Annotated in this window: 7 protein-coding genes; all 7 read left to right on the top strand. The window is 32.4% G+C overall.

What is annotated here, in order from left to right; all coding sequences use genetic code 11:
• The first annotated feature begins 1 nt into the window (after window position 1).
• Window positions 2-2,032, top strand: a complete 2,031-nt coding sequence (locus OIU83_RS04130) for a S41 family peptidase (RefSeq protein WP_264205001.1) — start codon at window positions 2-4, stop codon at window positions 2,030-2,032.
• 334 nt (window positions 2,033-2,366) lie between these two features.
• Window positions 2,367-3,080 carry a YebC/PmpR family DNA-binding transcriptional regulator gene (locus tag OIU83_RS04135; protein WP_264205002.1) on the top strand — a complete coding sequence of 238 codons (714 nt, stop codon included), beginning with the start codon at window positions 2,367-2,369 and terminating at the stop codon, window positions 3,078-3,080.
• 439 nt (window positions 3,081-3,519) lie between these two features.
• Complete coding sequence (locus OIU83_RS04140) at window positions 3,520-8,178, top strand: hypothetical protein (RefSeq protein ID WP_264205003.1); 4,659 nt, start codon at window positions 3,520-3,522, stop codon at window positions 8,176-8,178.
• Between the two features lies 1 nt (window position 8,179).
• Window positions 8,180-10,255 (top strand): fibronectin type III domain-containing protein, encoded by a 2,076-nt coding sequence (locus OIU83_RS04145; protein ID WP_264205004.1) that lies wholly within the window; start codon window positions 8,180-8,182, stop codon window positions 10,253-10,255.
• Between the two features lie 79 nt (window positions 10,256-10,334).
• Window positions 10,335-11,627 carry a SprB repeat-containing protein gene (locus OIU83_RS04150; protein WP_264205005.1) on the top strand — a complete coding sequence of 431 codons (1,293 nt, stop codon included), beginning with the start codon at window positions 10,335-10,337 and terminating at the stop codon, window positions 11,625-11,627.
• Window positions 11,599-12,897, top strand: coding sequence for a SprB repeat-containing protein (locus OIU83_RS04155; RefSeq protein ID WP_264205006.1), 1,299 nt, complete (start codon window positions 11,599-11,601; stop codon window positions 12,895-12,897). The genes OIU83_RS04150 and OIU83_RS04155 overlap by 29 nt, the downstream gene beginning before the upstream one ends.
• An 11-nt stretch (window positions 12,898-12,908) precedes the next feature.
• The gene (locus tag OIU83_RS04160) at window positions 12,909-14,078 is read left to right on the top strand and encodes a SprB repeat-containing protein (RefSeq protein WP_264205007.1); all 1,170 of its coding nucleotides are present in this window, start codon (window positions 12,909-12,911) and stop codon (window positions 14,076-14,078) included.

The following is a 14,078-nucleotide window of genomic DNA, read 5'->3' on the forward strand; positions in this document are numbered from 1 at the left end:
TATGAAAAAAATTTCCCTGGTATTTCTGCTTGTTGGTTTCTCTCTGTTTGGTCAAAATAGTGACTCAACATGTGAAATATTAACTAAAATAAATGCGCTTATTCAAAGCGAACATATTCAGCCTAAACCGGTAGATGATAGTCTATCGGTTTTTGTTTTTGATAATCTTATTGATGAAATGGATCCTTCTCGAAATATCTTCCTGAAGTCTGAGTATGATATTCTTGTCAAAAAATATCGTTTGAATATTGACAATCTGATTTTGAATAAAGATTGTTCTTTTCTTAAAGATATTACCTCAAAATATCGCAATGGACTTTTGAGAAATAAGACTATTCTGGAAAAAATTCAGTCTGAACCTATTGACTACAGTGTAAAGGATACTATTAGGTTCTATAAAAAATCTTTTCCCGTTTATATGAAGGAAACGGAGATTGAGAAGGTATGGCGAAAAAAAATGCGTTATGAAATTCTAGACGCAATTTCGGAAGTAAGTACCAATTTAGACTCGCTTAAAACAAATTTCCAATCTATTGAAGCTACTCAGAAAAAGATAATTCTTGATAATCAGATTTGTCGAATTAATACTCTCTTACAATCTAAGAAGGATCAGCAAGAAAAATTATATAATTATTTCTGTACTTATTTTGATCCGCATACTGCCTATTTTAGTGATGATTCAAAATCAAGTTTTGTGGCTTCTTTATCCAAAGAACATTTATCATTGGGTTTAAGTGTAAATCTTAATGAAAAAAATGAGATTATTATTACCGAATTGGATCCTAATGGTCCTGCTTTTCAAACGGGTCAAATTAAAAAAGGGGATCAGATTGTTTCTATCTCTAATCAGAAGGAAACTTTGAAGGTTTCGTGTGCTGCCTTGGAAGCAATTTCGACTATGATTTTGTCTGAGTCTAATAAAACTATCACTCTTACTCTGAAAAGAAATTCTGGAAAAAACTTTGAGGTTCGTATTGAAAAACAAATTATGAAGGATGAGGAAAACTCTGTTTTCAGCTTTATAATAGGTAAAGATAGTAAGATTGGGTATATAAAAATTCCTAGTTTTTATGCCGATTTGGAAGGTAATAGTGGTAAAGGTTGCGCTGATGATGTTGCCAAAGAAATTTTGAAATTACAAAAAGACAATATAAAAGGTTTGGTTATTGATTTAATTGATAATGGCGGTGGATCTATGGAAGAGGCCATAAAACTAGCAGGAATGTTTATCGATAGTGGACCTATCTCAATAGTTGTCGATAATAAACACCAACAATCGGTTATTAATGATCCTTATAAAGGGATGTTATATAAAGGTATTGTGGTTGTTTTGGTTAATGGCAATACTGCTTCGGCGAGTGAATTTTTTGCAGCTATTATGCAAGATTACAATAGGGCTTTATTATTGGGTAGTAATACGCTGGGCAAAGCAACGATGCAAACCATTCAATCATTGGATGAGAAGAAGAACACTGATTTCTTGAAAATAACTATTAATAAATTTTATCGAATAACTGGTAAAAGTCATCAATATATTGGGATAACTCCTGATGTGGTTCTTCCGGAATTTTATGAGAATATTTTTCAGAAGGAGAAAAATTTTCCAACTGCTATAAAAAATGATAGCATTATTCCGGCTTTTAAATTTAGACCTTTCGTAAAGAGAAGTTTAATAAATATGCTTGCTGACAATAGTACTATAAGGGTGGCGGCAAGTGATTATTTTAATAATATTATAAAAATAAATCAAACTATTGATCAGTTAATTAATATTCCGCAAACTGAAATTCCTATGACTTTGGATGCGGTATTCAACCAAAAAAAGATCCGAATGGGTTTATGGGATGAAATAAACTCTTTTAATGCCAAGAATAGTCCTCTTGATATTTATAACTCTACTGTAAATCAATTTCTTTTAGGTATGTATCCTACCGAAAAGGTCATGAATCAATATCAGATTGATAACTTAAAGACTAATCCTTACTTAAATGAGGCTGTGAATATTATTAATGAGTTTAATGCAGCTAAGTAGTGTTTAGCTTCTAGTTTTTAGTGCCAGTATCAGTATTCTGTTTGGGTTCAAAGTTTGCGTGCTTTGCATATCCCCATCCCGAAGCTTCGAGACGGGATTGCAAACCTTGAGGTTAAACTCTGGAAATATGCTGTCTTTTTTTACCGAATACCAAAACTGTTAACTATTTAATATATAGTATATACTCTCAATTTACTTTTACTGTATACTGCGACTGAATACTTATTCCTAGTAAACTGCATACATAAAAAACTTAATTTAAAAAAGAATAGGGTTTGTTTTTGGTAAAATAACTAATAACTGTATTTTTGCAACACAAAATAAAAAATTAGCAATGGGAAGAGCGTTTGAATTTAGAAAAGGTAGAAAAATGAAACGTTGGTCAGCAATGGCCAAAACATTTACCCGAATTGGTAAAGATATTGTAATGGCTGTTAAAGAAGGTGGTCCTAATCCGGATGCTAATTCTAGATTAAGAGCGGTTATACAAAATGCAAAAGCTGCCAACATGCCGAAAGACAATGTTGAGCGCGCTATAAAAAATGCCAGCAATAAAGATACTGCCAACTATAAAGAAATTTTATTTGAAGGCTATGCTCCTCATGGTATTGCTATATTAATAGAAACTGCATCGGATAATAATAACCGTACAGTTGCCAATATTCGTAGCTATTTTAATAAATGTAACGGAACTATGGGAACTCAGGGCTCAGTTGAATTTATGTTTGATCACACTTGTAATTTCCGAATCCCAAAGGGTAATCTTGATCCTGAGGAATTGGAATTGGAATTAATCGACTTTGGTGCCGAAGAGGTTTTTGAGGACGAAGATGGCATCTTAATCTATGCTCCTTTTGGAAGTTTTGGAACTATCCAAAAAGAATTAGAAAATAGAGGCCTTGAAATCTTATCTTCTGGTTTTGAACGTATCCCACAAATAACAAAAGAACTTACTGAAGGGCAGATTGCAGATGTAGAAAAACTTATCGAAAAAATTGAAGAGGATGATGACGTTATGAACGTATATCATACTATGAAAGAAGAGTAATTTTTTTACTTTTATACTATATACTAAACTCCAGAGAAATCTGGAGTTTTTTTATGCCTTAAAAGTAAATTTATAAATATAATCCTGTATTAAATATTTCTTGTTTACGATTATTGAAATATCACTAAAACTGGGTATTGTGGATATATAAAAAGTCGCTTATTTTCGCCGGATTATTACTTTTAAGTTAATAATAAATAATTCATTTTATTAAGAATTATCTAACAAAACACAAAAGCCAAAGCAAAATATAAGATAAAAGCAACAAAAAATAATCTTTACTTAATAATTTGATATTTTATAAAAAGTTGTTATAACTTTTTATAAACCATTTTTTTCCTATTAAAAATTATATATATTTAGACCCTCTTAAAATATTCCATTAAGCCAAGCTAATACGTTAATATCTTGCTTAATACCAAACCAAACCAGCCAAAAATTGAAAAAAACTACCCCGAAGTTACTCTCTTTTATATTAAATTTCGTTTTATTTTTCATAAGTATTAATTGCTTTTCATATACTAATGGGGATACTATTAGTAGTTTAAAAAAGAATAATCCGATTATAAATGTACTTCCTCAAAAAGGAACGAACACTTTAACTCATTTTCCTCAGTCTTCACAAAGTGAGTTTACCAATTCTTTTATAAAGGAAAACTACCCAATTGCCGATCCAACTAATGAGGACTTAAACAAAGCTATTGCAGTTTTTAAAGAAATTGATAAAAACAGTAATTTAACCGATCTGTTAGAACCTAAAAGTTTGTCAATGCTGCCTTTGGGTATCAAAAAAACAATCGGTGGTATACAATATATTTTAGGCGTTAGTAATGCTAAATTCACTCCCGAATATACAGAGCTAACTGCTTTTGTAAAAATAATAATCCCTCAGCATGATGCATCTGGTAATCCTAAAGAACTTTTCTTTGGTGCCAATAACATTAAACTCTCTCATAAAGGAGGATTAGTAGGTGATACCAATTTGGTTTTACTGGGTGATGTCCCAATAAAAATTAATGGTGATAATTTATTATTGATTTTGAAAGGTGGCATGACTATGGCAACCGGACAAGTTGAAAATAAAACATACGTAACTATAGATTGTAATGGTTTTAAAGAATTAGGAATAACTGCCGATGTAGTTTTTTCCAGAAATTTATTAGAACCCGTTGATACCAATTATAATGTTATCGGAACCACTCAAAGAGTAGAGGCTAATTTTAAAACAATCGTATCTAATTGGAATGATATTTTGGTAGAAATCTCTTTACCGAGTTTTCAATTGACTAGCTATAAAGGTACTTGTTTTGAATTAAACAAAGCGGTAATCGATTTTAGTGATATCCGTAATTCCAGTGATATTGTTTGGCCAAAAGATTATCAAAAAGATTATTTGGTTCCGGGAAATGAAAATTTATGGAGAGGTTTATATGTAAAATCCTTAAAAGTAGTTCTACCAGCGCAATTCAAGAATAAAGAGACAAACGAGCGTATTGTTTTTAAGGCTACCAATTTATTAATTGACCGAATGGGGGTTTCGGGTAATTTCTCTGCCGAGAATGTTCTGGACTTAGGAAAAGGAAGTGCTTCGGGCTGGCAATTTTCGGTTAATCATATTGAATTAGGATTTAGAGCAAATTCATTAACCTATGCAGGATTTGATGGAGACATAGTTTTACCGGTTACAGACCCATCCAAACAATGTAAACCTGGTGTAAGAAGTGAACTTGGCTATAAAGCTATCATTAACCCTATAGATAATGAATATCTTTTAAAGGCTGAAGTTAAAAATGATATTTGCTTTCAATTATTTAAAGCAAATGCAAAAATTGAGAAAAACTCGTATGTAGAACTAAAAGTAAAAGAAGGTGTTTTCTTGCCCAAAGCTGTTCTTTATGGAAGCTTAGCCATAAAAGGAAGTAACACTCCCGAGTCTGAAACCGACACAAAAGAAACAGTAAACTTTAAAGGAGTTACATTCCAAAATTTACAATTACAAACTGTTGTTCCTTACATAAAAGCAGATTATTTTGGGTATAAGAATGCTGCCGAAGATGATGCTAAAGTTAGTAATTTCCCAATAACAATAAACGAAATAGCCTTAATTGCAGATGATGAGTCGGCAAGTTTAAAAATAGATTTGGCCATTAACTTGATGAAAGATCAATTTAAAGGACAGACTAAATTTTATGTTGTTGGAAAATTTGCTAAAAATGCAGGTATTCAAAAATGGAAATTTGATCACCTGAAATTTGAAGAAATTAAGGTTTCTGCCGATTTAGGTGGAGTGAAATTTAAAGGAAGCATCACCATAATGGATAATGATCCTGTTTATGGTAATGGCTTTAAAGGTATGGTAGGTGCCGATTTTACGGGAGGTATATCAGTCGAAGCTAATGCTATTTTTGGTTCTACAACTTTTAGATATTGGTATGTAGATGCAATGGTAGATAATCTTAATATTCCTGCCGGAGCAATTACTTTCAAAGGCTTTGGTGGTGGTGCTTACTATAAAATGAGAAAGGATGGTTTTAGTTCTTCATTTGTAGCATCTGGTTCTAATTATGTTCCGGATATCGATTCCGGACTTGGTGTAAAGGCAATGCTAAAATTTGCAGGAACTGCGACAGCAGATGCTTTTTGGGGAGGTGCAGGTTTCGAAATCGCTTTTAATAATAATTCTGGTATAAATAGAATAAGTATTTATGGAGAAGGACATGTAATGCAACCATTTGAGATACCTGGAGCAGATGCTCTAAAAGGTGCTTTAAAAGCTGTTGCCGAAAATGAATCCTTAATGTCCCAAATAGCCCTGGAAGCCTTAAAAACATCCAATTTATCAAAAGCTGCAGAACAATTGTACCCTAATACTGTAAAACAATCTATGGGTATTAATGCATTTGCAGCCATAGAATATGACTTTAGAGCAAAGACATTACATGGTACATTCGATTTATATATTGATACTCCCGGAGGTTTTATAAAAGGGCGTGCATCACAAAATAGAGCTGGTTGGGCTGTACTACATTTTGGTCCTGATAAATGGTATATACGCATGGGTACTCCTACCGATCGATTAGGGATAAAACTAGCAATTGGACCTATAGAAGTTGAAGCTGGAGGTTACTTCATGCTGGGAGATGATATTCCTGCAAGTCCACCACCACCTGCTATTGTAGCACAAATTTTAGGAGTGGATGTTGCTAAATTAGATTATATGCGAGACGAAAATAGTATTTCGTCAGGAAAAGGTTTCGCCTTTGGATCAGACTTTAGTATAGCTACTGGTGACATTACCTTCTTGGTATTTTATGCAAACTTCCAAGCTGGATTTGGATTTGATATTATGGTGAAAGATTACGGAGAGGCACAATGTAAAGGATCTGGGCAAATTGGTATTAATGGTTGGTATGCAAATGGTCAGTCTTATGCATATTTACAAGGAGATATGGGGATTAAAATCAAGCTCTTTTTTATCAGGAAGAAGATATCAATTATAAAAGGTGGTGGCGCTGTTGTTTTACAAGCCAAGCTACCTAACCCTGTATGGATTAGAGGTTATTTAGGAGGATACTTTAGTTTACTAGGCGGAGTCGTTAAAGGTAGTTTCCGATTTAAATTAGAGTTTGGTAAACAATGTGAGTTTGTTAATAATGCACCTTTAGGGGGGCTAAAAACAATTGCAGACATTACTCCTGCCGAAGGTACAAAGGACGTAAGCGTTTTTGCAATTCCTCAGGTTGGATTTAATATGCCTATTGAAAAGAACTTTACTCTGGAAGATGATGGTGGAGTAAAAACCTATAAACTAAAGTTGGAAGAATATTCTATAAAAAAAGACGGTGTTCCAATTGTAGGTGATATTAGCTGGAACCAAACTAAGGATTTAATGAGTTTTACTGCATCTGAAGTATTACCTCAAAATTCTAATCTAACATTAACAGCAAAAGTAAGCTTTCAGGAAAATGTAAACGGTACATGGAAAACCATTTATGACAATGGACAAATAGCCACCGAAACCGAGGTTAGAAACTTTACAACTGGTCTTGCGCCTAATAATATTCCAGTGACTAATATTGCTTACTGTTATCCTGTTTTTGATCAGAAATATGTATATCAAAATGAATCCAAACAAGCTTATGTAGTATTAAAACAAGGGCAAGCCTATCTATTTGATTTAAAAGCTGGTCAATCGCAAAAAGCATTTTATAAAACTGCCAATCAAACTGATACTGGTTTAATTAGTTACAACTCTGCTCTTAAAAAAGTTAATATTGATTTCCCTGTTTTACAAACATCAAAACAATACAACATCACTTTAATGACGCTTGAGCCAAAAAGTGATGCTAACGCTAATATGTCTGAAAATTACGAAAAACAAGATTTAGATAAGGATGTAACTGTTGAAGTAAAAAGTAATAAATTGACAGAAACTATCACTGGGGGCCAAAATATTGAGATATTACAATATAATTTTGGCACAAGCCAATACAATACTTTTCAGGAAAAAATGGCTGCTAAAAAGCCTAAACAAACACTGGTTGAAATTATCTATTCGGATGTACATGCACTACAATCTTTAAACAATTCAACTGAACCATTTGATGAAATAGAAATAATTGGTAATGCAAAAACGCTGAATATACCTTTAGTAAATGCTGAAGCTATATTAGATGATAACTATTATAAAAATGAAATTTATCCATTAATTTATAGTGGATATCCATTGGAACAAGATTTAAGATTAGACCGAAATACAACTATCCTTGGCATTCCTCCTACTAAAGGAGTTGAAACGATGGCATGGTATCAGGATTATATCATTAATAACCCTAATAGTTATATGCTAAAAGAATATTTGCCTTACCGATATAATCTGCCTTATTATTACAAATCAGATTTTGTAAACATAAGATATAAAGTTGTCAATAAATATTTGAATACATTAAACCAATCTATGATTGCAAAATATGATTACATCATCAACGGTCACTTTCCATATATAAAACAAGGTACTTACAATATTAAATTGAATTATACACTCCCTGGAGGGCAATTAGGTTCTAGTTCAATTTTTACATTCAATAAATCAAATTAGCATGAAGTTTAAAATTTTAATTATACTTGTTTTTACAATAATGGGTAATGTTTTTTCCCAAAATAAAATTGGAGAGGTTAATACAACCGAAAAAAATCCAGAAATACAAGTTATAGCAAGAGTTAAAAAAGACAGAATTTTATTACGATGGGCTGTTACGGATCCTGTGGCATGGAAAAAATTGAATACTCATGGTTATTTAGTAGAAAGATATACCGTAACAAGAGACAATAAAACTTTACCAACACCAGAAAAGATAGTTTTGTCTAAAGTTTCTAAACCTGAACCTCTCGAAACTTGGGAAAAATTAATTCAGGATAATGACAATGCAGCAATTATTGCTCAAGCCATTTATGGAGAAGATTTTGCAGTAACAGGAAACGATAATTTAGAAACAATTGTTAACCTTTCGGAAGAAACCGAGCAAAGATTTACGTTTGCTTTATTCACTGCAGACAAAGATTTTGAAATTGCTAAGAAAGCTGGTTTAGGCTTTGAAGATAAAACTGCCAAACAAAATGAAAAATATGCTTATAGAGTATCTTCAAATGTGCCAGAGAAAGAAATGAACATTGTTTATGGCGGTGTATTTGTGAGCCTAAAGGAATATGAATCACTCCCAAAACCAATGGACTTTACAGCTCATTTTACTGATAAAAGTACTATGTTAAGCTGGAATTTTAAAATATTATCTCATGCCTATGGTAGTTATTACATTGAGCGCTCTACAGATAAAAAAACTTTTGAAAGAATAACAGAAAAACCATATACGAGTTTAAGTCAGGAAAACACAAATAATAACAGAATCTTTTATGTAGATTCTATTACCAATAACAAGTCATATAGCTATAGAATTCAAGGTATCTCCTCTTTTGGGGAATTAGGTCCGTATTCAGAAATTATTACTGGAAAAGGAAAATCACTATTAAAATATGTACCTCATCTTACTGTTAAAGACTTTAAGGATGATACTACAGTTACTTTATCTTGGGAATTCCCAGAAGAAGGAAATGAAGAAATCTCAGGTTTTGAACTGAATCGTTCAGACACTGATGATAATAAATATACAACAGTAATAAAAAACATAGCTCCAAAAAACCGCTCTGTAACGTACAATAAACTCTCATCGACCAATTACTTTACGATCACTGCCGTAGGAAAACAAGGAAGTAGTAGAACTTCATTTCCTATGCTCGTACAGCCTGTAGATTCGATCCCTCCATCCAAACCTATTGGATTAAAAGGTGTAATTGATAGCTTGGGTGTTGTTAAAATTACATGGACCCCAAACAAAGAAAAAGACTTAATGGGGTATCGCATTTATAGAGGAAATACAGCCGAGGAAGAATTTAGTCAATTAACTGTTAGTCCAAGCGAGCCTAATACCTATGAAGATAAAGTAGTTATCAAGAGTTTGAACAGTAAAGTATATTATAGAGTTATTGCCGTTGATTACCATTACAATATGTCTCCGTTTTCTGAAACATTAATTATTAAAAAACCAGACGTAATCCCTCCTACTTCTCCTGTATTTACTAAATATGAAATAAAAGATGGAGCTGTTTTTCTTGAATGGGTTAATAGCCAAAGTGAAGATGTAGCCTCGCACCAATTATATCGTAAAGAAAACGAACAAGAAAAATGGGAATTAATCTTAAATGATGCTACAAAACTAGAATCTTATCAAGATAAGAAAACTGTAGAAGGATCAACGTATAGATATGCAATTTTTGCTAAAGATGAAAGTGGCCTTACATCTAATCCATCTCCAGAAATAGCTTTATTCGTACCAAAATATACCGTAAAACCTGCTGTAAAAGGGTTCTATGCTCAAGCAAATCCTAACACAAAAAGCATTGACTTATCTTGGGATTATAAAGAAAATGACATTGAGGGATTCGAAATTTATAAAGCAACAAATCAGGAACCGCTACAATTAATTCAAATTGTAAAAGCAGATTCCCGAAGATTATCTGATCCTACACTTACAATAAATACTACATACAAATATGGTATTAGAGCATTGTTCAAAGATGGAAGAATATCTAAAATGGATTTTTATACTGTAAAGTTCTAAGAGCGTGAAATCATTTATTAAATATAAAAGTTTATTAAAAGCATTAAAAATAGCATGTCTATTTTTGATTGTTTTTAACATGCAAATAACTAATAGTCAAACAACTTATAAATACAAAGTTAAATGGGATCTTAGAATTTCGTCTGTTAGTGGAGGTTCTGGCAGTAGTCTTAACTTTTATCTTAATACTGGGGATACCTACCCATTTAATGGAACGTATGCCAGAGCAACTGCGAATTCAATTAATACTAATTCCTCTTTTTCATATATTTTAAAGAATTCAAATGTAAACGCACTCGATGGTGTAGTCGTTTCTAACACGCCGCTGCGTCTATCTGAAGCAGTAGAAAGTGGATCCTCTGGATTCCTTCAGACACACGGACCTCTTTTAACAGCCCCATATTCTGGCTATTGGCAATCCTACTTTGGCTCTGGTTTAGGAGGAATAATGGTTAGCCATAATAGCCGCTTTGAATTTTATTATTTACAACCAATTGCTGAGTTAAATAATTACAGTGCTTCAAACACAGATTTGAAACAATGCGAACCTTTCAATTTTTCGGTTGCAATTGTTGGTGAAGGTGGTCAAATGACTTTTGCAGTGGAGTATTTTCATAGTAATAGCGTAGGCTGGAAAGATTTATTGCCCTATGAATTACGATCTGCACAAACTATACCTATAACTTTCGCTATGATTCCTAGTCTACAACTAAATCAAAATTTTCAGTTACGTGCGCGATACACCAAAACTGGAAGTGGTGGTACAAATGATTATTCAGATATTTTAACGTATAAGTTCATCCCTTGTCCCCCTCTTCTTCTTGGGGCTCCTATTACTACTAAGACATCCTGCATTTATAACCAAGATGGTGAAGTCACATTTACATTCAATAGGGATTTAATTAATAATGAGCATTTTTTGCTAAATCTTACCCAAGTGGTAAATGGAAATAATCTCCCTCCTATTCCTAAGGATATTACTTCTGCCAATTTCCCTAATCGCCAGATTACATTTACAGATTTAAAATCAGGGACTTATTTTTTACATTATCAAACCTTTCAAGATAATGGTGCGTTACCAACAAGTGATACCAAAAGTGATCCTTTTATAATACAGCCTCCAATCGCATTAAGGTATGAAATTACTCCCACAGATCCATTATGCAATAGTGGCACTGGGGAAATCCTTATAAATACTTTTGGAGGTACTCCTCCATATTTTTATTCTATAAATAATGGTACTAAAACACAATTTACGAATCCTACCACAACAGATGCTAATGGACATAAAGGGAGTCTAATAATTACAAAACAAGAAGGAGTATACAATATTAAAATAACAGATGACAATGATTGTATCGAAACAATATAAAATAAAGCTATTTTTTATAATATCTCTATCTGTCTTTTCTTTACAGATGTTCGGACAACAAAACACATATTCTGTAAAAGTGAATTTTTCAGGGAGGTTCTATTGTGAGTATAATAGTTTTTACTGGAATCTGAGCAGTGGTGCAAATTCAATAGGTTCAAATAGTGGAATCAACGATATTAATGAAAAAACATACCCGAATGTCCCAAATTTCAACTCTTTTAGTTTTTATCTAAACGCCAACACTTCGGTAGAACCTTGTCTATCTGCACAAGAAGAATGTATAAGAAATACTACTATTACAAATTCTGCAGTAGATTTAATTAAATATCCTTATTTGCAATTAGGCGGATGTGACTTCATGGTTGGAATTTCCGAATTCAAACCTAATGTCAGCATTCAAAATTTAGACACAACTAGTCCATCAGAAGTTTGCTCCGGGTTTCAATTAAGTTTGGCAGCATTTCCAGCTGGATTTCCAGCGGAGGCATACCACTGGCAATATTCTCTTGATAATACTGCAAACTGGATAGATGTACCAAATTATATTGGAGGAAATAAAACTAACGATATAACAACCACAACTTTCTCAATTCAAGATATATTAGGAGCAAATCATATTAATTATATTAACAAACAAATTTATTTTAGATTAGGATATGACCAAACGCGAGATTTTACTGCCCCTTTGGCCATAACCTACTCCTCATGTTCTCCTACAGTAATAAATATTGATTATACTGCACCAAGATGTAATGGAGAGTCAATTCCAAAAATTGTAGTCTCATTTGACAGGCCTTTAGAAACAAATGAAATTTTAACCTATATCTATATAAAAAACAAAAATAATAACTCAATAAGTAACCAGTATACCGATGTTGTTTTTGATAGCGCTAATCCGAAAAATTATACTTTCCAAAATATTAGTTCATTAGAAAATACAAATACATACGAAATCGTTTATCAGGCTAAAAAAGGAACAATTTTACGTGGATCAATGATTTCAACACAAAACTTCACATATAATGATCCTGCAAAAATGCAATTCAAGATAACTAATCAAACACAGCCATCTTGTTATGGAGGAAATGATGGTACAATTGATATAGAAGTACTTAGCGGTATAGCTCCATATCAATTTTATATCGATGATGTATTAAAAGTTCCGATAAAAATAGACAACCAACATTATGTAATAAATGGATTATTGGCAAAATCGGAGGGTTATAAAGTTAAAGTAACAGATAAAAATGATTGCATTGAAAAATAATACTTAAAAATATGGAAAAAAAATTACTCATTCTTTTATTCTTTTTTATTAGTATAGTCCTTCAAGGACAAACAAAATATGGGATATTAGTAGAAACAGCTCTGGATCCTTTTTTGGGATGGGGTGGTAGTCACGGCGGTAGTCATAGTATTCGAGTTGGAAATAACGCTATTTATAAAAGTAGTAATAGCCAAGATGTGGTTGTAACCGAATATGATTTTTTCTATGTAACTGCTCCTTACCCTTCTGTAATAACATGTACAGGTGGGACTACTGGTAATATAGATGTTCCAGACTGTAGACAAAGTTCAACAATACCCTATGATCCAAATACTTTCGACCGATCCTCTTTTAGTGGGTGTATTGCCTATTCCAAAATAATGGGTATTTATTTACCTCAACCGGTTAACTCAAATGCTTGTAAAGAAGATGTGATTACTTTTAATCGCGGTTGGAACTGGCAATATAGCTATGATGGTAGCAATTGGGTAAATTTTACAAGTGAATTTCAGGCACAAAGAAATATCTCGTTTAAAATAAAAGATCTAAGTGGATCAGAAGGAAAATTAAAAATTTATTTTAGAACTGGTTATGTTAGTATTAATGGCTCAAAATTTACCGATCAAATCGTTTATGATATTATACCGTGTTCACCTGGTTTAGTTGGTACTCCAAATAAAACTAACCTATCTTGTAATAATGGTAATAATGGCCAGGTCACTTTTACTTTTGATAGAGATTTAATCCAAAATGAAAGTTTTTTACTAAATCTTACTCAAATAGTAAATGGAAATAACTTACCTCCGATTACAAAAAATGTGTCTATAGCAGATTTCCCTAATAGGCAAATAACATTTACAGGCTTAGCTTCTGGAACATACTTTTTGCATTATCAAACCTTTCTAAATAATGGTTCAAATCCTACAAGTGACAATACAGATAATCCATTTTTTATAGATCAACCTACTCCATTAAAATTTATAATAACACCTACTAACCCTTCATGTAATGGAGGTAATGGAGAAATACTTATAAATACATCGGGTGGGACACCTCCCTATTTCTATTCAATAAATAATGGAACTAAAATACAATTTGCAAATGGGAGTCCAATAATTCCGGCTCCAAATGGACTTTACAGTATAAAAATAACCGATAGTAATGGTTGCATTGAAAAATAG

Origin of the sequence: Flavobacterium shii (genome assembly GCF_025847235.1) — a bacterium.
Lineage (GTDB): Bacteria > Bacteroidota > Bacteroidia > Flavobacteriales > Flavobacteriaceae > Flavobacterium > Flavobacterium shii.